The 20,179-nt window shown below is 64.8% G+C and carries 19 protein-coding genes; 10 read left to right on the top strand and 9 right to left on the bottom strand.

Annotated elements, in window-relative coordinates:
- Positions 1-60: 60 nt before the first annotated feature.
- From AKJ08_RS20110 to miaB, 6 genes are all read right to left on the bottom strand, one after another.
- Entirely contained in the window at positions 61-1,443 is a 1,383-nt protein-coding gene (locus AKJ08_RS20110) for a carboxypeptidase-like regulatory domain-containing protein (protein WP_050725237.1), read from the bottom strand.
- Positions 1,444-1,575: 132 nt separating this feature from the next.
- On the bottom strand, positions 1,576-2,493 hold the full coding sequence (locus AKJ08_RS06030) for a hypothetical protein (RefSeq protein ID WP_157370519.1): 918 nt from the start codon (positions 2,491-2,493) through the stop codon (positions 1,576-1,578).
- Positions 2,442-2,918 (bottom strand): carboxypeptidase-like regulatory domain-containing protein, encoded by a 477-nt coding sequence (locus AKJ08_RS06025; RefSeq protein WP_050725235.1) that lies wholly within the window; start codon positions 2,916-2,918, stop codon positions 2,442-2,444. Before AKJ08_RS06025 ends, AKJ08_RS06030 begins: the two co-directional genes overlap by 52 nt.
- 77 nt (positions 2,919-2,995) lie before the next feature.
- Entirely contained in the window at positions 2,996-4,075 is a 1,080-nt protein-coding gene (locus tag AKJ08_RS06020) for a hypothetical protein (RefSeq protein ID WP_050725234.1), read from the bottom strand.
- 412 nt (positions 4,076-4,487) lie between these two features.
- Positions 4,488-4,964 carry a VanZ family protein gene (locus AKJ08_RS06015; RefSeq protein WP_082342792.1) on the bottom strand — a complete coding sequence of 159 codons (477 nt, stop codon included), beginning with the start codon at positions 4,962-4,964 and terminating at the stop codon, positions 4,488-4,490.
- 7 nt (positions 4,965-4,971) lie between these two features.
- Entirely contained in the window at positions 4,972-6,339 is a 1,368-nt protein-coding gene (miaB, locus tag AKJ08_RS06010) for a tRNA (N6-isopentenyl adenosine(37)-C2)-methylthiotransferase MiaB (protein WP_050725232.1), read from the bottom strand.
- 956 nt (positions 6,340-7,295) lie between these two features.
- Here miaB and AKJ08_RS19715 point away from each other — a divergent pair.
- The 5 genes from AKJ08_RS19715 (at position 7,296) to AKJ08_RS05985 (ending at position 12,154) form a co-directional block, all read left to right on the top strand.
- On the top strand, positions 7,296-7,547 hold the full coding sequence (locus AKJ08_RS19715; protein WP_050725231.1) for a hypothetical protein: 252 nt from the start codon (positions 7,296-7,298) through the stop codon (positions 7,545-7,547).
- Positions 7,504-8,193: a hypothetical protein gene (locus AKJ08_RS06000; RefSeq protein WP_157370518.1), complete on the top strand. Its 690-nt coding sequence runs from the start codon at positions 7,504-7,506 to the stop codon at positions 8,191-8,193. Before AKJ08_RS19715 ends, AKJ08_RS06000 begins: the two co-directional genes overlap by 44 nt.
- 164 nt (positions 8,194-8,357) lie before the next feature.
- Positions 8,358-9,407, top strand: coding sequence for a hypothetical protein (locus AKJ08_RS05995; RefSeq protein ID WP_050725229.1), 1,050 nt, complete (start codon positions 8,358-8,360; stop codon positions 9,405-9,407).
- Positions 9,404-10,468, top strand: a complete 1,065-nt coding sequence (locus AKJ08_RS05990; RefSeq protein ID WP_050725228.1) for a toll/interleukin-1 receptor domain-containing protein — start codon at positions 9,404-9,406, stop codon at positions 10,466-10,468. The genes AKJ08_RS05995 and AKJ08_RS05990 overlap by 4 nt, the downstream gene beginning before the upstream one ends.
- Positions 10,469-10,828: 360 nt before the next feature.
- Positions 10,829-12,154, top strand: coding sequence for a hypothetical protein (locus AKJ08_RS05985; RefSeq protein WP_157370517.1), 1,326 nt, complete (start codon positions 10,829-10,831; stop codon positions 12,152-12,154).
- Positions 12,155-12,777: 623 nt separating this feature from the next.
- On the opposite strand, the gene AKJ08_RS05980 is transcribed toward AKJ08_RS05985, so the two are convergent.
- Both AKJ08_RS05980 and AKJ08_RS05975 read right to left on the bottom strand, forming a co-directional pair.
- Positions 12,778-13,629 carry an SDR family oxidoreductase gene (locus AKJ08_RS05980; RefSeq protein WP_050725226.1) on the bottom strand — a complete coding sequence of 284 codons (852 nt, stop codon included), beginning with the start codon at positions 13,627-13,629 and terminating at the stop codon, positions 12,778-12,780.
- Positions 13,630-14,123: 494 nt separating this feature from the next.
- The gene (locus AKJ08_RS05975) at positions 14,124-14,951 is read right to left on the bottom strand and encodes a hypothetical protein (RefSeq protein ID WP_050725225.1); all 828 of its coding nucleotides are present in this window, start codon (positions 14,949-14,951) and stop codon (positions 14,124-14,126) included.
- A 360-nt stretch (positions 14,952-15,311) separates the two neighbouring features.
- Here AKJ08_RS05975 and bufA2 point away from each other — a divergent pair, with 360 nt between their 5' ends.
- From bufA2 to AKJ08_RS19140, 5 genes are all read left to right on the top strand, one after another.
- Complete coding sequence (gene bufA2 / locus AKJ08_RS05970; protein ID WP_157370516.1) at positions 15,312-15,578, top strand: BufA2 family periplasmic bufferin-type metallophore; 267 nt, start codon at positions 15,312-15,314, stop codon at positions 15,576-15,578.
- A 41-nt stretch (positions 15,579-15,619) separates the two neighbouring features.
- On the top strand, positions 15,620-16,516 hold the full coding sequence (bufB, locus tag AKJ08_RS05965) for an MNIO family bufferin maturase (RefSeq protein WP_082342791.1): 897 nt from the start codon (positions 15,620-15,622) through the stop codon (positions 16,514-16,516).
- On the top strand, positions 16,455-17,231 hold the full coding sequence (locus AKJ08_RS05960) for an HvfC/BufC N-terminal domain-containing protein (protein WP_050725223.1): 777 nt from the start codon (positions 16,455-16,457) through the stop codon (positions 17,229-17,231). The genes bufB and AKJ08_RS05960 overlap by 62 nt, the downstream gene beginning before the upstream one ends.
- 65 nt (positions 17,232-17,296) lie before the next feature.
- Positions 17,297-17,701 carry a DoxX family protein gene (locus AKJ08_RS05955; protein ID WP_205624776.1) on the top strand — a complete coding sequence of 135 codons (405 nt, stop codon included), beginning with the start codon at positions 17,297-17,299 and terminating at the stop codon, positions 17,699-17,701.
- Between the two features lie 673 nt (positions 17,702-18,374).
- Positions 18,375-18,734, top strand: coding sequence for a hypothetical protein (locus AKJ08_RS19140; protein WP_157370515.1), 360 nt, complete (start codon positions 18,375-18,377; stop codon positions 18,732-18,734).
- Between the two features lie 34 nt (positions 18,735-18,768).
- Here the strand turns inward: AKJ08_RS19140 and AKJ08_RS05945 are convergent, their stop codons facing one another.
- Positions 18,769-20,175: a VWA domain-containing protein gene (locus AKJ08_RS05945; RefSeq protein WP_050725220.1), complete on the bottom strand. Its 1,407-nt coding sequence runs from the start codon at positions 20,173-20,175 to the stop codon at positions 18,769-18,771.
- Between the last annotated feature and the right edge of the window lie 4 nt (positions 20,176-20,179).

Genomic DNA, 20,179 nt, shown 5'->3' with positions numbered 1-20,179 from the left:
GGTCGACGGGCGTGGCGCCCGCCGACCGGACTACCGTTCGAATCTCCCGCTCGTGGAGGCTCAGGGAGCGGTCGTGAACTCCGAGACCGCGATGTACACGGTGACCGCCTCGTTCGTGAGGTAGATGCGGTAGAGGCCTTCACCGCTGCCGTTGGTCAGGTCGTCGGCCGTGAACCCGTTGCCGACGAACGCATAGACCGACCAGTCGTAGGTCGAGTCGGCTTCGAGGCCGATGCCGAGGGCGGAGCGATCCGGAAGCGCGAGGCTCGTCGAGGTTGCAGGAACGAAGTACATCTGCTCTCCGACGGAGATCCAGTAGGAGGAAGCGCCGGCCACCGGCGTCCAGCTGAGGACGGGAGTGCGAGACACGTCGGTCGCCCCATTTTCGGGAAGCAGGATCTCGATGGATTCCGGCAGCGTAATGCGGGTCGTCCCAGCGACCGCGGGTGCGACCGCGAGCGCGAAACCCTGGGGACCGAAGCCCTGGGCGACGAAGGTCGCGCCTTCGGACGGAAACTCCGTGGACAGAACGGGGATCGGGGATCCAAAGAAGTTGAATCGCGCGCCCTCGACGGTGAACGAGCTCAACGCCGGCTCGGAACCGCTGTAGGAGCCAGGCTGGAAGTCGATCGTCGTGGTGCTGGTCGCGATCGGCCGATCGAGTGTGATCGAAAGGCCCGTCATCCCCACCCCATCTTCGAGCCGGACATCCTCTCGAACTCCGGCCTCCAAGAAGCGAAGGCCGTTCGTAACCGGGTCGGCTGCGACGCGAGCCGCGACCAGATTGACCGCCTGCCTGCTCGGTCCCGGCCACGCGAAATGGCTGCCGTATTCGCCGGACTCCTCGTCGACAGACGCCATGAGGAGCGACTTGCCCGTGTGCGTGACGGCAATCCCTTCGTCCGAGATGGGATAGGTCGGGCCTCTCACGACCCCTTCGAGATCGACCCCTCGAAACGCCATCAGCATCTGGTTCAAGGGAACGACGGGATGCGCACGCGAGAGACCGCGGAGCTCCAGGAGGTTCGATTCGAACGCGACCGAGAGGTCATAGGGCGTGTCCACGCCGCTGAAGCGGAAGACGCCGTCCACGCCGGTGGTCTCCAACCGGGTAGGATCGCCGTCGAGGGCGACGGTTACGCCGGCGACAGGCTGGAACGCCTCGTCGACGATCGTGCCCAGGACGTCGATCGTATGGGGGACGGTACCGCCTGCGCCCCCCGTGGCGTCGCCGCCCGTGCCACCCGTGCCGTCCCCGGCCGTTCCGCCGGTGCCGTCATCTCCCCCCGTACCGCCGGTGGAGCCGTCACCGGCCGTCCCACCGGTGCCATCGTTTCCGGCGATACCGCCGGAACCGGCGATTCCACCGGAGCCGCCCGTTCCGTCGCGGCCGCTACCGTCGCTGCTGCTGCACGCGGACAGGGCCACGAGAGCGCAGACCATTACCCAGAATCGAACCTGCAAACGCCGCATGTCGGATACCCCCAGAAGCGAAAGAATCTTTCGCTTCAACAGTGTGCGCCGCGCAATAGACGGTTCGGCTTCACGCGTCAATGCGCCTCACTGTGGGTACGCTCAGGGAGCGGTCTTGAACGTCGACCATGCCCTGTACATTACGAGGGGTTCGGTCGTGACGACTAGGCGGTAGGTTCCGAGACCGATACCGTCGGTCACGTCGTCCGCCGAGAACCCGTTGCCGACCCATGCCTCGACCTTCCACCAGTAGCTCCCATTCGCCTCGAGGCCGACGCCGAGGGCGGAGAGATCCTGGATTGACAGGCTCGAGGCGAATCCAGGAAGCACGAACATCATTTGTCCCAGTCCCATGGTGACCCAATATGCCGAAGCACCTGGCACCTGAGTCCAGGTGAGGACAGGCGTGCGAGAAACGCCTGTCGCGCCCTCAGCTGGGAGAACGGTGTCGAGGGACTCCAGCATGGCGAGGCGGGTGGTGCCGCCGGCGACTGCAGGAGCGCACACGGCCGCAGAGCCGTTGGTGCTGAAGCCGGAGGCGGAGAAAGTCGCGCCCTCGGAGGGAAACTCGACGGTCGGGCCAGGAATCGGGACCCACCAATCAAACTGGGCCCCCTCGACAGTGAAGTTTTGCCAACCCAGATGTTGGAAGTCGGTGTAGCGCCCGGGCTGGACGTCGATGGTCGTAGTGCTCGTCGGAACCTCTCGATCGAGGTTGATCGTGTAGTCCGGCATCTCCGACGAGAGGCGCACATTCTCTCGAACCCCAGCCGACAGGACGCGGACGCCAGAAGTACTGTCGGGCGTGGTTCGAGCCGCCACCAGATTCACGGTCGGCTCAATCGGTCCGAACCACTCGATGTCGAGCTCGTATTTGCCAAAGCGGTTCGTTTCCCTTCCTCTGGAACCCTTCTCCGTCGATGCGACGAAGAGCCGGTCGTCGGGCTTGAGGGGGTAGTCCGGGCCCGTCACTGCCAATCTGAGCGGGACCGCTCGATTCGCAAAGAGCTCGACGTACAAGGGAATGACTGGATTCGCGCGCGTGAGGCCACGAAGCGTGAGCAAGCGAGGAGCCGGGGCCTCTCTTCCGACACGACCGAGAGGTCGTAGGGGGTGTCCACGCCGCTGAAGCGGAAGATGCCGTCGGGTCCGGTCGTCACGAACCGCGTGAGATCGCCGTTGAGGGCGACCTTCACTCCGGCGACCGGGCTGAAGGTCTTGTCGACGATCGTGCCCTCGACGTCGATCCCGTGCTGAACGGTACCGCCGGAGCCGCCCGCGTCGTCGCCTCCAATCCCTCCCGTGCCTCCCCTGCCGCCCGTCCCGTCGGTGCCGCCGGAACCGCCAGCCCCAGAGGTCGCTCCCGAGCCTCCCGAGCCTCCCGAGCCACCGTGGACGCTACCGCTGCTGCCGCACGCGCTCAACGCCGCGAGAGCGCACACCATCACCAAGGCTCGAACCTGCGTCAATTCGCAACCCCCGAACAAGCGAAAGAGCCGCCCCCCACTGCGTCGCGCGGAGCTCAGGGACCGGTCGTGAATTTCGAATACGTCATGTACTCAACGAAGGAATCGGTCGTGATCTGTTCGCGGTAGCCCCCAATACCGGTGCCGTCGGCAACGTCGTCCGCCGTGAACCCGTTGCCGACCCACGCCCTGACCACCCAGGGGTAGGTCTGACCCGCCTCGAGGCCGACGCCGAGGGCGGAGAGGTCCTGGATCGAAACGCTCGAGGCGGGTGCAGGAAGCACGTACAACTGAGTTCCTACGGCGAACTGAGATCCTACGGTGACCCAGTATGCCGAAGCACCGGGCACCTGAGTCCAGGTAAGGACCGGCGTGCGAGAAACACCTGTAGCGTCCTCCGCAGGGAGGACGGTGTCGATGGTCTCCGGCATGGCGAGGCGGGTCGTACCGCCGGCAACCGCGGGGCTGGACGCGGCAGCCGAACGGCCGTTGGCTATGAAGCCGAAGGCCATGAAGGTCGCGCCCTCGGAGGGAAACTCGATGGTCGGATCATCGAAGTAGAAGGATTTGGAGAACTGGGCCCCTTCGACGGTGAACGAGTTCAACCGCACATGCACGTTCTCGGTATACACCCCAGGCTGGACGTCGATGGTCGTGGTGCTTGTCGGAACCGCTCGGTCGAGACTGATCATGTAGCCCGGCATCGCCGACTGGAGACGGACATTCTCTCGAACCCCAGCCGACAGGACGCGGAAGCCAAAAGTACTGTCGAACGTGGTTCGAGCCGCCACCAGATTCACGGTCGGCTCACTCGGTCCGAACCACTCGATGTCATCTTCGAATATGCCGCCACTACTGGACGCGCGTCGCGCTCCGGGGCTCTTCGCCGTCGAAGTAACGAGGATCTGGTCCTCCATCGGAAGGGGGTATTCCGGACCCGTCACGGCCACCACGAGCGGGACCGCTCGCTTCGCATAGAGGTCGAGGTTCGCGGGAATGATCGGTTTCGCTCGCGTGAGTCCGCGAAGCGTAAGGCTACGAGGAACCAGGGGCGGATCCTCGAACCCGACCGTGAGGTCGTAGGGCGTGTCCACGCCGCTGAAGCGGAAGGTGCCGTCGCCTTCGGTCGTCACCAACTGCGTGAGATCGCCGTTGAGGGCGACCCTCGCGCCGGCGACCGGATGGAAGGTCTTGTCGACGATCGTGCCCTCGACGTCGATCCCGTGCGGAACTGTACCGCCGGAGCCGCTCGTGCCGTCGCCTCCCGTCCCAGCGGTTCCGCCCGTCCCTCCCGTCCCATCGCTGCCGCCTGAACCACCAGATCCTGAGGTCCCTCCGGAGCCGCCTGATCCATTGTGATCGCTACCGCTGCTGCCGCACGCGCTCAAGGCAGCGAGAGCGCAAACCACCACCAAGGCTCGAACCTGCAAACGCGTCATGTCGCACCCCCGATAGCGAAGGAACTTTCATTCCATTCGTCTACGCCGCGCAATATTTGAATCGGAGGCCTGCGTCAACGTGGCTTTTGGGAGGACGGACGCCGAGCGGTCAGATGGCGGCGCGCCCGCTTCCCGGGGCCGAGCGCCCCATGAGCGGCCGCGTCAACCGGGCGAAGACGACCCACACCATCGCCCCGAAGGCGGTGCCGAGGGTGTCGGCGGCTACGTCGAAGATCGACGAATCCCGGCCGGGGACGAAGTACTGGTGGATCTCGTCGCTGACCCCGAAGGCGGCGCCGAGGGCGACCGTCACGCCCCAGCCCCGCAGGGTGCTCATGCTCGTCGGGCCGACGAACCGAAGCGCCCGGGCGATCAGGAAGCCGAAGCCGGCGTATTCGGTGAAGTGCTCGAGCTTGTCGAACCCGATCCAGCCACTGAACAAGCTGGCCTCGAAGGCGCGCTTGAGCATCGAGAGCAGGCCCACCTTCGGGAGCGTGGTCTGCGCGGAGAAGTAGAAGATCAACCCGGCGTAGAACACGACCGGAGCGAGCGCCAGGAGCCAGCGATGAAGGGGCCTAGCGCTCACGGATGCCTCACCCCACCACCGCGAGCCGCACCGGCGCCTTCACCGCCCTGGGGGATTCGAAGCCCACCTGGACGCCCGAGAGGGCGTTGGGCGTCGCGTCCTCGATCCGCACGCGGACGAGCGAGCCCGTCTCGGCGGTGCCCTCGAAGTTCACGACGCGGTTCTCGGGAGTGCGGCCGAAGCGCTTCTCGGGGTCGTAGCGGCTGGGCCCCTCCACGAGCACCTCGACCTCGCTGCCGACGCACGCGGAATAGTAGGACCAGGAGTGCTCGCGGAGCAGGGCCTGCAGCCGCACCAGCCGCGCCGTCGCGACCTCCTTCGGGATCTCGCCCCAGTCGTGGAGGTGGCGGATCGCCGTGGTGTGCGGCCTTGGGCTGAAGATGAACGAGAAGGCGTTCTCGTAGCGCACCTTCTCCACCAGCTCCATCGTCCGCTCGAAGTCCTCGTCGGTCTCGCCGAGGAAGCCGACGATGATGTCGGTGGTGATCGCGATGCCGGGCCTCGCAGCCCGCAGCCTCTCGAGGCGGTCCAGATACCAGGCGATCGTGTAGTCGCGCCGCATCCGCTTCAGCACCGGCTCGGAGCCGCTCTGCACCGGGAGGTGGAAGTGTGGCATCACCTTCGGCTCTTCGGCGAAAAGCGCGATCAGCTCGTCCGAGAGGTCGTGCGGGTGGCTGGTCGTAAAGCGCACGCGCTCGACACCAGGCACGTTTGCGGTGCGGCGGAGGAGCTCGGCGAAGCTCACCCCACCCTCGTAGGAGTTCACGTTCTGGCCGATGAGCGTGATCTCACGGACGCCCACCGCCGCCAGGTCGGCCACCTCACCCAGAAGGTCGTCCACGCCCCGCGAGACCTCGCGGCCGCGGGTGTAAGGGACCACGCAGAAGGAGCAGACGTTGTTGCACCCCTTCATCGCCGAGACGAAGGCAGTCGTCTTGCCGCGGGCGAACTCGGCGTCGGCGCGGGGGAAGACGTAGGTGGACGAGTCGAGCCAGGCCGTCTCGGCCAGGCGAACGTTCTCGCTCTCCACGCGATCGAGGATCTCGGGGAGGTTGCCCACCTGGTCGGGCCCGAAGACGAAGTCCAGGTACGGCACCTTCTTCAGCAGCCGATCCTTCTCCTGCTGGGCCACGCAGCCGCCCACGCCGATCCGCGCGCCGCGGGCGAGCTTCATCGGCCGGTACCGCCCGAGCGCGGAGAGGAGCTTCTGCTCGCTCTTCTCCCGGATGGCGCAGGTGTTGAGGAGGATCAGGTCCGCGTCGTCCGCCTGCTGGGTCTGGGCGTAGCCGGACTTCGCCAGGGACTCGATCATCCGCGAGGAGTCGGCCTCGTTCATCTGGCAGCCGAAGGTATGTACGAAGACCTTGCGTTCCATCGCGCGGCACCCTACGGCCCGAGGGCTTGCGGGTCAAACGGAAGCAGCTGACCGAGCGCATAGAGGCGATCCGCGTCGCCAATCGGCCATCGTGCCGTTAGGACGATCCAACTCGGATTCGAAAGCCAAGCGTCGAGGAACGTCGGACTAAGACGATCTCGTCTTCTCGGCCATTCCGCGGGAAGAATGCGGAGGAAGGACAGCTGGCCGACTTCCGCGACGCGATCGAAATGGATCCCCAAAGCTCCCATCTGGTCATCAAAGCCTCGTTCGCGCACGTCGCATCACCGCCAATTTGGCCGTCCGCATCCTCGAACGGACCTGTTAGCTCGGCGCCGAAGCAACTGAGGTTGGCGATCCAGGCCGCTGTGAGGGCGACGGCGGCCGGGCCCACCAAGTACAGCACCACCTCGCCCCCCGTCCGAGGAGATCCCTGAGAACCTCCGGGCACTCTTCGGCCCGCGCGGGGACCTCACCCACAACCTTCAGCTTTGGGACGACCTCGTGCCTGCCTGCGGCGCACGGGAGCGGACGATTTTGACCCGGGAGCTTGCCACTGCAGGCCGCACCTCTGGCAACGAGCTCGCGTCACTCACCCATGCCAGTGATTCGTTCATCTTTGCGGGAATGGGCACCTCGGCTGCGTTCGTGCCGACCAAATCGTCCTTGGCACCCAGGCTGAGAACATGAGGGATCGCGAGGAAGCGGGCCGAACGGCGAGGGGAGACACGTTCCCGCCGTCCAAGCTCACTACCGCAGGGGTCATTGACGCCCGCTCCTGCTATGCGGCAGGCGTTTCCATCTCCAGCCTCGCCCGAGAGTACGGGGTCACGGTCGAGACCCATGCGGCAAGCAATCCGCGGCGAGACCTGGAAGCACTTCCCGATGCTCACCGATGCCGTTGGTGCTGCAGTGGCCTCCAACGACGACACCCAGGCCGCCCACTGGAGGGCATCATGATCCCCTTCGCATCCGCCGCCGAGGCCCTCTTCGGGATCCTCGCGCGTGCCGGTCTCTCTGGAGCCGCCGTGGGCCTCTGGGGCCTCTTGGTTCGGTTGGCGGTCGCCAAAGCGAACCCGCCGCACCGCACCTTCCCGGCGGTCTACCTGACGCTCTCCAGGCGGCTGGTCGAACGGACATCGCCGATGTGGCAGACTTCGGGGCGTGACGAAGACCACCAGCGCCGCCGAGAACGCGTCTCCAAATGAAGCTGCCGAACTCCTCCGGGCGCTCTGGGCCAAGCACCTCGTGGTGACGCGAGCGGCGCTATCGCAAGCCATCGGCAAGCTGCACGTAGAACAGGCCCGTAGTGGCACCAAGGTGACGGCCGACTCCCCGATCTTCTCCACCGCCATCCATCGGCATTTGGAGACGCTGGTGCGAACGGTTGTCGCGGAGTTCAAGGCCGAGGCGGTGCCAGAACCTGCCACCTCACAGTTCCTTGCGAGCGAGGCCGTCACGCTGCTCGAAGGCCTGATCGAACGGGCGGTGATCGGATCCTACGCGTATCTCGACCGGCTCCCGGGCTACTTCGAAACTCGAGACCGGTCCGAAAGCACGATGGTGGTTGTACTGGAGCAGGTGGCCTCGACAGAGATCCGGGCGATCAAGGCCAGCGCGAAATTCGTCCGGCCAGTCGCAACCGAGCAGCTCAGCGCGAACGTAGGCTCGAGCGTCATCATCACGGGCGACCAAAACCGCGTCATCACCGGAGATGGGAATTACGTCCGAGTCACGAAGATCGACCCGAACGCGGAGGGAGGAGCGGGCTGGCCCCTCTGGCTCAAGCTCGCGGGTGCCGTCCTTGGCTTCCTCGCTGCGGCCGTCAGCGCCGTCACAGCGCTGGCCAATTGACGCACATAACTTGCGCCACGCCGCCCGCAAGTGGGCACCATGCGCGACCCTGAACCTCCGGAACTGAAGGGCCCGTACTCGCGCACGCTTGCGTTCATTGAGCTACAGTTTAGACCATGAAACTTAGCCGGTGGTGGGTGGCTGACCCTGCGCAGCGATTCTGGATGGAGGCGACCGCCCGCTCCGACATTGGCTCGGACCTCCACGCTCCTCAAACCCGCAAGGGCGAAAGGTCGTACTGGAGCTACTCCCTCGTGCGCGAGGTCGAGGAGGGCGACGCGGTTTTCCACTACTCGACTGAGCGCAACCGGATCGAATCGTGGTCGGTAGCCCAGGGCGGACACTGGGAAGCCGCGGCAGTGTGGGGTGCACGCGGAACCGCGAGTCGGGCGGAAGCCCCCTTCGCACGGCCGGGATTCTTCTGTGGACTGCACGGCGCCTTTGAACTCCCTGACCCGCTTCACCTGGACGAACTGCGGGCGAACGTTGATGCACTGAGGGCGGCTTACAGCGAGGTGAAAGCCAAGCACGCCAAGGTGAACCTCTACCTTCCGTTCCAGGTTCGGAGTGATGGGGTGCGCTGCGGGCAGGGCTACTTGTTCAAGATGCCTGCAGAGGTTGTTGCAGCGTTCCCCAAGCTCAGCACCGCGGCTATGCAGGGGCAAGCGAAGCGGCCGTTGCCGGCTCCAGCTCTTGCCTCGGTCGAGCCTTCGGAGCCGGGCCGCGAGTACTTCCGCGCCGACGAAGCTGTGGCGGTCCCGGAGATCGACCCTTTCCCCATTGACCCAGCGGCGATCGAGCGGGGCCACAGGGGGCACGCCAAGACGCAGAGCCTCTTGGCGGACCTAGTGGCCTCTCGTGGCTACACTCCGCCGTCGCCGACCAAGGACGATCCCTCCTACGACCTGCTGTGGCGTGCCGAAGAGACTCTCTGCGTCGCCGAAGTGAAATCGCTGACCGCCGAGAACGAGGAGCGCCAGCTCCGGCTTGGGCTCGGCAAGGTTCTTCGTTACAGGCAGCGTCTGACGCGACCGGGCGTGTCCGTTCTGGCCCATCTCGTCACCGAGCGGGAGCCGAATGACCCGGAGAGGCAGGACCTCTGTGACTCTCTCGGGGTCATCTTGGCATGGCCGCGAGTGCCCGGCGAGAGGCTCGGTGGTGCAGCTTCTTTGATGCCGTCGATTCAGGCGCGAGCTAGTACAATCTCCCCATGACTCAGCCCGGTGCAATGAACCGCCAGCCGCAGATGACCCCGCCCTCGCGACACGTCTTCGTTAGTCACGCGGGCGATGACGCTGAGCTGGTCAACTACTTCGTCGACACGCTGCTCGTACGGGGGCTCGGCATTCCCGCGACGGAGATCTTCAACACCTCGGCGGAAACCTCGCCCGTTCCCAGTGGTGCCAACTTCAATCCCGCCATTAGGTCAGCTCTCGTTGATGCCGGCGTCGTAGTCTGCCTAGTTACGCCGAGGTACATGGAGAGGCCGTTCGCCGTAGCCGAGCTCGGAGCGGCCTGGGCGATGGAGGGACGACTGGTTCCCGTCATCGTGCCTCCGCTGGAGTTCGAAAAACTCTCGGGAGTCCTAGCCGGGATCCAGTGCCTCTCGCTCGCAAGCACGAAAGACCTGGGCGAGCTCTACGACAGGTTTGGCCCGGATGGTTGTGGGGGGGATTGGCTGAAGCGCAACGGCTTCAACACGTTCTCGGCCGCTCTCACCAAGTTCGAAAAAGGGCTGGATGCGCATTTGGCGAGGGGCGCCACGCCCGAGCAGGCCACGAAGTCCTCCGGAAACACGTCAACCCCCGCCGCACCATCACCCAAGCGCACCTTGGAGTCGGACAAGAAAGAGTTCGCGCTCCTCGTCGGGGCCCTGCGCGAGCGGCTCGCCGAGTTGCCTGATGTGGTCCGCTACGCGTTCCGGCACGACGCCAACGGGCATGACTTGGTGCTTGAGGGCCACTTGGAGAGTGCGGCAATCGACGCAGAACTGCGGGGCATGCTCGAAACCACATACACCTACAGTGCTAGTTTTGAGCGAATTTGGGTGGCCTCGCCGACGAAAGGGACCCAGGCGAATCGCGACGTTTTCGACGCGATGAAGAAGCTTTCGACAATGCTGAAGAACGCCACGGCCGAGTTTCACCGGGACTACGAGAAGAAGCACGATCATCCAGCGCGGCTCAACGTGTACCTCTTCTGGGATTCGGAAGACTTGGTCATGGATGAAGACGACGAACTCGCCCCTAAGTTGGAGTTGGCCAAGCGTAAGTAAGGGTAGCAAGCCGAGCTTGGGCACCTTCCGGCACGCATCCCGCAAGCCCGTTGGCGCTTTTCGGTGGCCGCCGTGGGGACCCGAGGCCCTGCACCTCTCCGGGCTTGACCGAGGCCGCTATGGGCAATAGTCGCCTCTCTAGCGACCTCTGGCCAACACCGGGACAGCTGTGCCCGAAGGGTCTGGGGAAGCCAGTTCACTGCTGCGAACTAGGTCTAGGAGCGCTTCCAGCGTCGCCGACTCCTTAGCGGCGCCGGAACAGGCCACCCAAAACCCAACAGCCCTGTCGGCGGGCTAGGATGGGTTTGGGGGTGGGCACTGCGTTCATCCTGTTCAGCAACGAAGGGGGGTAAACCCGCAATGGACAAATGGGTTGTTCGCGGCAAAGAGCTACCGGTTTGGGAGGCGCTCGCTTCTTTTGGACCAGTTCTAGATCAAGCAGAGGGACAGGCGAGAACGTCCAACTCAGACGCAGCCGACATCTTCGCAATCAACCGTGTGAGGGCGCTCCATGCCTCAATAGGCAAGCGCCTAGCCGGCGTCGATTCGTACTTTCTTCTTCCTGGTCCCCTGAGCGGGGTCGCGGACGCGATCAACTACGCGAAAGGGCACGTTCTAGCGTACGCCAGCACCAGAAGCGCCGCCGACCTCGACCACGCCAACAACTACTTCGATCAAGCCCTTACTTCTCTGGCGGGGATCGCGCTCCCCGGATCTACCGAGGAGTTTCTGGCGGCGAAGGATGCGGTCGATCATTTGCGGCAAGTGGCGTCCGATGCCATTGCGGAACTGCGTCCGAAGTTCCTTGGGGCGCGCGATGACGCTGGCAAGTTCGAGGAGGAGTTGGCTGCACACCGTCAGGAGGTTGAGACGCAGAAGGCGAACCTTGCCGCGCTCGCTTCCTCGCAAACGGAACGATTTGCCACGGTGGAAGCGGAGCACCGGACGGCCTTCGCTAACGAGCAGGCGACTCGAAAATCGGCTGTAGAGGCCGAGGACGTCGAATCCCGCACCAAGAGGGAGGCGGAACTGAAGGCGCTTGCCGAGCTACGGACCGAAGCCGAGCAACAGCGAGACGACCTCTTGAGGAGCTTGAGACAAGAGTTTGTCGCGGCGGCAGAGAAGCTCCAATCCGAGATGAACAAGCAGAAGGACGCCGTCGAGAAGCTGGTGGGCGTCATCGGAACTCTCGGCGTAACAGCCGGGTACCAGAAGGCCACAACAGCGGCGACGAAAGCAGCACGCAGGTGGCAAGGGACCACGGTTGGATCGCTAGTCCTCTTGGTCGTATTCGCGTCCGCGTCGTACTTCAACTTCTTCGGCTACTTCCACGCCGAGTTCACATGGCCTTCCGTCGCTGCACGAGCGCTCGTCACAATAACTTTTGGCCTACTCGCTGCGTATGCGGGACGGCAGGGAGCGCGTGAGCAGAAGCGAGCGAGGGCCGACGAGGAGCTCGCACTCAAACTCGCGGCGTTGGAACCCTTCCTGGCTCCCCTGCCCGAAGACAAGCAGAACGAGGTGCGCATGGACATGGCGAACCTATCGTTTGTGAGGACGCCACCGGAACGCGATTCTCGGGACTCCGAGCGCGACGGCGCAGTTGGGATTCACACCGTCGCTTCCGACCTCATCAAGCTAGCGGGCGGCAAAGGAGTTGAGGTCGTTGTTCGGAGGGGCAGCTAACCGGAATCCCTCCCGATGAGAGAGGCCCCCAGAATTTTGGGCGAGATTTTCGAGCGCCCATATCGCGGGTCCTGCGTGCGGTTCCCCCCCGTGCGCCGGGGGCACCTGGGGTTTCTCGGGAATCGAGGAGCCCCTACCCTGCGAAGGACCTGCCGCCCCCCAGGGTGAGGCACAAAGGCCCCCGCCTGCGGCGGTCCCCATTCTGGCTCGGTTAGTCCTCTAGCCCAAATGCGCGCGTCCACGGCCGCACGCCGTCCCGACCTCTACGACTCATCGCGGGCGCGAGGTCCCATCGGTCCTCAAGAAAAATCCGGACGAAGACCTTGCGTTCCATCGCGCGGCACCCTACGGCCCGAGGGCTTGCGGGTCAAACGGAAGCAGCCTACCGGGCTGTTGGTGCCAATCCGCATGGCCAATCGGCCATCGGGTCGGTAGGGCGACCCGACGCGGAATCGGGTGCAGCTCTATGGAACGAGCTTTGAGCCTCGACCGCGTCAGCCGCATCGTCCCCCCGCCGAGGGCGCTGTCGAGGAACCGTCTGGCCTGCTGCTCGCTGTCTGCGGGCTTGGCAACGTGCCCCTCATGGCTCCAAGCCCGCTCTGGCAAATCCGGTCAGGCGTCGGTCACCTTGCCACAGGCGTCTCGGGCTTCATCTCATAGGACTTCTGTAGACTTGCTGGTCGCGTGCCGAGGCCGTCTCTCACCTTCTTGTTCCATGGGGCCTCAATGAGGTGCTTCGTTTCCTCGGTCATCGACTTGGGCTCGAGGTTCCGATAGGTGTCGATTTCGCCCGCCGCGACCTTCGTCATCGTGGCGTAAACTGGTTCGGGATCGAATTGAGCGCGTGGAAAGGCCAGTTTGGAGTAATCGAACAGTCGATCGGATGGATCGTCGTCCCAACTCTTCCAGGTCTCGAATCCGCGATCGTTGAAACCTGTGAGGAAGGGCCCCGGATTGATGGTCGCAACCTCGATGCCAAATTCTTGCAGTTCCAAGCTCATCGTCTCCGCGATGGCTTCGACTGCATGCTTCGATGCTGAATAGATCCCCGTGAATGGGTTCACGTTCAGGCCTTCTCGAGACGACACCCACACGATTCGACCCTTACCGCGCTTTACCATCTGCTTGGCGATCCCTTGCGTCAACAGCAAGGGCCCGATCACGTTGACCTCGAATTCGTGGCGCATGTTCGAGCCAGGGACATCAAGAACGGATCCTCCCTCCAGAACCCCGGCGTTGTTCACCAGGATCTCGACGTTCCACGCGAGTGCCTTCGTTCGGTCGCCCTCGTTTGTGATATCGAGTTTCTCGACACGTAACGTGACCCCGCGTGTCGCCGCTTCGCGCTTCATCGTCTGAACCTGGGCGTATATCTCGACCGCAGCGATCACATCGAAGCCCTTGAGGGCAAGTCGAATTGCTACTTCATGTCCAAAACCACTCCCAGCTCCCGTGATCAAGACCGTCTTCATCATCGCCTCGTTCGGGCTCGGTTGGGGGATGTCCCGCGAACTGTTGAAAATGTAGTAGGCGACCTCCACCCCGGAAAGGATGGCCAGCGGGCGGGCACCAAGGCGCTGTCCACGGGCAGGCTGAGCGACCGGACGAGGACTCGATCGCCTCCTCCCTCGCTTCTTGGAGGCGAGGAGCCGGGGTCGCCATCAAAGCCCTGTCTGCTCTCGCCCACCGGCGGCTGCCGCAGATGCGGGAGCTCGTCTCGGGTGCGAAGGCGATGGCTGCCGAGCTGGGGGTCGCTCGGAACACCGTCCTGAGTCACCCGCGAGGCGCGCTTGCTGGGATCGTCGAGCGGCCCGACGCGCGCAAGCTCGACGAGGCCCAGGGCAAGACGGCCGAGGTTCTACCCGTCGCGCTCAATATCCGGGACTGGCCCCAACCCGCGGCTCCTCAAGAGACCCAATCGTCCCCATCCGCGGGAGGGTCGATTTCGACCCGGGACCAGGGAGGCGCACTACCAGGTCTTGTCCTTGATCCAGACGGTCTGGCAGTTGCCCGGTCCCACCGATTCCCTGTTTGGAACGATGGTGAAGTCGACGGGCGGAACCGGCACGCCCTCGGCTGAGACCAGAGTCCCAGCAACCTGAACCGTCACAGGAGTGCCACGCGAGACGACCGGGCAGAAGACGTAGACGACGGGGCCGTCCTGGCCAGGTTGCTCGAAGCCCTCACAGGAGAGCCGATCCCCCCGCTGAGTCACCTCGACGAAGGCCGCCGCGGGCTCGGAAGACACGACGGCCTCACTGAACTCGATACTCAAGAATGAATAGGCAACCCCGCCGTCGGCCTCCCCTCCGCAGAGAGCAACACTCCGCAGGAACGGCTCCGACCCGACACGAAAGCGAGAGCCCCGCAGACCATCTGTGAGCTCCACGACCTCGGACGGGTCGCCCCAGTAGAATGGTCTCGGCACCTCCCGTACGCCGATCGCGTACCAACCGTCCGTCAAGGCGCCATCAATGAGACGGAGATGCAGCAGCCGGTCCTGGTCGTACTGGCCCGGCACGAGCTCGACGGCGGTATCGAGCTGCCTCAAGCTCGGCCACTCGTAAATCGCTAGGTTAGCCGCCAACTCTTCGATGGCCGAGGCGATTGATTCCTCGTCGAAATCCGCTTCCGAGGCATGGAGAACGAGCCCAGGCGCCTCATCCTTGAAATTCGTGATGAGGTCGCCCGGATAGAGGAAGACCTCGTGCACGGGTTCAGGCGGGAGCGTGGACGTCGGACTGCTGCAACCGCTGACTGCAACCGCGAGAACCACCGTCTCGACCAACCGTCGCATGACGTACCCCCCAGCTCGGCAGACCCCTTCTGCAAGAACCCATCCTACACCGCTGGGCTCACGCTGCAGATAGGCCCGTTCTTTTGGGGGCAGGTCAGGAGGAGGTGCGAGGCAAGTGGGCACTCCCGCTACACGAAACGGTGCCCGCCGTGGACGTGCAGGACCCTTCCCGTGGTGCCGAGCACCTTGCTGTCGTCCGCCTCTTCCTTCCCCTTTCGGGCACGTTGCCCTCCCGAATCCTCACTCGCATGTTTCCGACCTGAGGCTCGCTCTGTGTGCCGCAGCTTACAGACCTCAGACGAGTTGGCAGGTGCTGAACGGGTTCCGCCATGGGGGCGGACCAAGAAGGGGGAGCACGAGATGCAGATGGGGCCTTTGAAGGGCGCGGCGATCGCAGGTGCCCTGGCGGTGATGTTCGCTGGTGGGGCCGCCTATGCGGAAGGAAAGACCGACAAATCGGCATCCAAGTCGGTCAAATGCAACGGGACGAACGACTGCAAGGGCAAGGGCAACTGCAAGAGCGCGCAACACGACTGCAAAGGCCAGAACAACTGCAAGGGCCAGAGCTTCACGATGGAGCAGGACGCGAAGGCGTGCGCCGACAAGGGCGGCACCGTCGCGAAGTAGAGGATGTGGCGTCCTGCGCGGGCGTAGGACGCCAACTCACCATGTCCATTACGCGCCAGGAGCTTGGACACGGGGTCGGACTTCGTCCGAAGCACTTCGGCCAGTTCTTCGAAGGGCGACCGCGACTCGACTGGATCGAGGCCGTCAGCGAGAACTTCATGATACGCGGAGGAAGGCCGCTCGCGGTCCTGGAGAAGGTGCGCCGGGACATGCCCGTGTCGCTCCACGGTGTGTCGCTGTCCATCGGCGCTGCGGAGGGCCTGGACGTTCGATACCTGGCGGAGCTGAAGGATCTCATCCGCCGGATCGAACCGGCTCTCGTATCGGACCACTTGTGCTGGGGTCGGCACGGGGGCCGCTACGCGCACGACCTGTGGCCCCTCCCCTACACGAACGAGGCGCTTGAGCACGTGGTCTCGCGCGTCAGCATGGTGCAGGAGATCCTCGGCCGGCAGATCTTGCTCGAGAACGTCTCATCCTACGTGGCCTACCGGGCTTCGACCATGCCCGAGCAGGTGTTCCTCACGCAGATCGCCGAACGCGCCGACTGCGGAATTCTGCTCGATGTGAACAACGTCTACGTCAGCAGCCGCAATCACGGCTTCGATCCAGCTGAGTACATCGCGGCCTTGCCTGCCTCCCGTGTGCTCCAGATTCATCTCGCCGGACACACCGACAAGGGCACGTACGTCCTGGACTCGCATGACGGCCATGTGGCACCCGAGGTCTGGGAGCTCTACGCGTTCGCGGTGCAACGCATCGGCAAAGTGCCGACCCTGATCGAGTGGGACGACCGGATCCCGGATCTCGACGTTCTTTTGGCGGAGAGCCAGAAGGCGGCTGCGGTCGAAGCGTCGGTTCTCGGGAGGAAGGAAGATGAGGCTCGTCGAGCTCCAGGAGCTGTTCTGGGCCAGCGCCACGCGGCGGGGGAAACGTGACCCGAGCGGCGCCTTCGTTGGCACGCCCGCGCTTGATGCCGCGAGCCGGATGGAGATCTACGCCAACATGTACCTGTGGCGGCAGATCGACGTCCTGCGTGAGGACTTTCCCAAATTGGCCGTGCTCCTGGGCGACGAGGCGTTCTACACGCTCGGAAAAGCATTCGTTCACGTCCATCCGTCGGTACATCACTCGCTCTCGCAGCTCGGTCGACGTCTTCCCCAGTATCTGAAGGAGCATCCCGGCTCGCGACCGGACCTCAGCGATCTCGCCGCCCTCGAATGGGCGCGCGCCGAGGTGTTCGAAGAGGCGGCTGTGCCGACGGCCTCCCCGTCGATGCTCCGTGAGATGGCGGCAGCCGGGGACTTCTCTTGCGCGTCGCTGGAGCTCGTCCCGGCCCTGCGGTTGCTCCGCTTCGATTCCGACGTGCTCGACGTTTGGCAACAGCTCGAGGACGGTCACCCCGTGCCGGCGGCGCATCGAGCGCCCTCCTTCGCCGTGGTCTGGCGAAGGGAGCTCGAGGTCTTTCACGTCCAAGTCCAGGCCGACGAGGCCAAGGCGCTCGCTCTCGCCAGCGCTGGCGAGCCTCTCGAGGTCGTCTGCGCGGCCTTCGAGGACCGGGGCGATCCCGTCGAGGCGGCGTTTCGCGCGATCGGGAGCTGGTTTGCCGAAGGATGGATCTGCGAGCCCGAAGAAGAGACAGCGAGGCCGTGACGATGCTCAACTCTGCGCTTCAGAAGACTGAATCCATCTCGTCATCTCTCCAACGGTCGGCCTGGGTGCCCGCGCTCCTTGTCCGACTCTTCGTCGGCTACTTCTTCGTCGAGACTGGTCTGGGCAAGGTCCAGAACCTGGGCGCGATGGCCAAGCGCTTCGCCGATTGGGGCGTTCCCGCGCCGGCGTTCAGCGCGACAATCTCCGGTTACACCGAGCTCATCGGAGGCGCTCTCATCGTGCTTGGGCTTCTCACCCGGATCGTGTCGATTCCCATGATCATCAACATGGTCGTGGCGATCGTCGCCGTGAAAATGAAGCAAGTCACGAGCCTAGACGATTTCGTCGAGCTGGATGAGCCGCTCTACGCGCTCTCGTTCCTGTGGCTCATCTTCACGGGTCCAGGGAAGATCAGTCTGGACCATCTCCTGCTCCGCCTCTGGAAGAGGAAGGCTTCGATCGCGAGCTGAGCCGAGGAGCTCGATCGAGACTGGGTCCCCTAATCCGTGAACACCTCGAGGGAGACCGGCGCATCGGTCCGTGCCTTCGCAGCAGGCGGCGCGGAGGGAGCGGAGCAGACGGCAAGGAGCAGCAGCGGGAGGGCCGAGGCGAGCGCATTTCTTTCGGTCCGTGTTGGAAGAGAGAATTGGATCCGTGCGGGCGGTTGATGCTATGCACGCGGCGCAACCATCCAGAACACGGGGAAACACAATGAGGATCCTAATTCTATCTGCGCTCATGTGTGCACTTGCCGCAGGATGTGTGAAAGACACGCAGGTCGAGTTCCACCGCGGTGAAATCGGCGAGGACTGCCAGGCGCGAAACGACTGCGCATCCAATCTCGTGTGCGTTCGAGGTACGTGCATTCCGAGCGGACTCGGCCTCACCCCAACGGGCAAGGAGTGCTACCGAGTCGAGTGCGCGGCGCAAGCTGACTGCTGCAAGGATTTCGTCCCCGATCCTTTCTGCCCTCGGATCAAGGAGGCCTGCGACGCCGATCCGATGGAGTGCCAGTGGTTTCACGATGTGTGCGAGTGCAACGCCGCTTGCGAGGACGGCCTTTGCGTCCACCGCAGCTCGGATTGCGATGCAGACGAGCAGTGCAACCGGCCGGGAAGGCCTTTCTGTGAGACCGGTCGTTGCGTGGAGTGTCGCGCACACGGCGACTGCGGCCAGGGCGAGCGGTGCGCGGCCGGACGATGCGAGGCGCCCTGCACGAACGATGCTCAGTGCCTCCTTCTCCAGGCCTGCGTGGACGGGAGCTGCGTTCAGACCGGATGCTCCACCGATCGGGAGTGCATCTTCCTGTTCGGGGACGGCCGAGCCACCTGCCGCGACAAGGTCTGCCGCATCGGCTGCTCCACGAGCTACGAGTGCGGTGGCGGCTTCGAGGTCTGCGACCGCGGCGAATGCGTCTTCGCGGGCTGCCAGAATGACGCGGAGTGCCGGGCCGTCCTCGGTCTCGCACACGCGAGGGACGGTGTGAGGGCGGAGTGCAGGTGAGGCCGAGCGCGCGGAGCTCTGCCGCGCGCCTCGCCTAGCCTGAGACGATTTGCTCGGCGGCGGCCTCGAGGCCGCCCAGGTTCTGGACAACCACGACTTGGTCGACCGCCTTCTCGTAGAGGGCCATCTCGGAGTCGCCGAAGCCCCACGAGGGCCGATCCTCCGGGCAGATCCAGATCACCCGACGCGCCCTCCGCTTGAGCTCCTTGAGTGCCCAGACGTTGGGCGCGTTGTAGTTGTTGCGGCCGTCGCCGATGACGAGGACGGTGGTGCGGCGGGTGACGGCGCCCAGGTGCGCCCCCGCGAAGAGCATGAAGGCGCGGCCGTAGTTGGAGTTGGCGTAGACGTTGATCGACTGGCCGGCCACGGCGAGGTCGACGGCCCTCGAGGCGTCGACCTCCTTGAAGTGCTGCGTGATCTCGCCCACGTCGGAGACGAAGGCGAAGGAGCGCACCTTGGCGAAGCGCGCCTGCAGCGTGTGGACGAAGAGGAGCATCAGCCGCGATACGTTGCGCACCGAGTCCGAGACGTCGCAGAGCACGACCACGTCGGGGCGCTGAGGGCGGCGGTTACGGAAGACGAGCTGCGCCGGCACGCCGCCCAGGCCCATGTTTTTGCGGAGGGTGCGCTGGACGTTGAGCGCGCCCCGTCGCTTCTCGCGCTGGCGCCTCACCAAACGGCTCTTGAGCTTCTCGGCGAGGCGGCGGACGGCGAGTTGGGTCCGGTCGAGCTCCTCGCGGGAGAGCTCCGAGAAGGCGCGGCCCGCTAGGGCGCCCTCCTTCTGCTTGTTCTTGGAGCCGCGGGCCCTGATCTCCTGCTCTACGTACCGCCGCGCCGCGGCCTCCACCTCGCGCAGGCGCTCAGAGAGCCGGCGACCGACGAGCTCCACCTTGGCGGGATCGATGCCCTTGGCCTTCAGGCGATCGGCGAGCTCGTCGAGGTCGCCCCGCGCCTGGGAGGTGCCGGCGCCGGTGGCGAGGCGCCTGGCGTAGAAGCCGGCCTGGAGTGGGCTCGCGAGCTCTCCGAAGTCGAGCTGGAGCGCCGAGCCGCGGAGGAGCTTCGCCATCTGGCCCGCGTCGCCGTCGAGCATCGCCTGGGTGAGGGGCGAGAGGCGCTGGCCCATGTCACGCAGGGTGTAGAGGAGCATCTCGAGCTCGTCGCCCTCGAGGACGCCCTCCTCCTCGATTCGGCGGAGGATGCTGGTCTCGAGGCCGTCGAGGACGCCCTGGAGGCCGGAGAAGTAGAGATCGAAGAGGCGGTCGAAGAGGTCGTGATCCGCGGCACGCTTGAGAAGCGTGGCCTTCAGCGCGCCGCGGACGGTCTCGCGCTCGGAGACGCCGGTGAGGCTCAGTGCCACGGAGGCGTCGGTGACCTCGGCGGGCGAGACCCGGATGCCGTTCTGACGGAGGAGCTCTGCGAGCTCTACGATGCGGGCTTCCACTTAG

The organism is Vulgatibacter incomptus, assembly GCF_001263175.1.
Taxonomy (GTDB): Bacteria; Myxococcota; Myxococcia; order Myxococcales; family Vulgatibacteraceae; genus Vulgatibacter; species Vulgatibacter incomptus.
The sequence above is the reverse complement of the archived record's forward strand: the minus strand, read 5'-3'. Positions and strand labels throughout refer to the sequence as shown.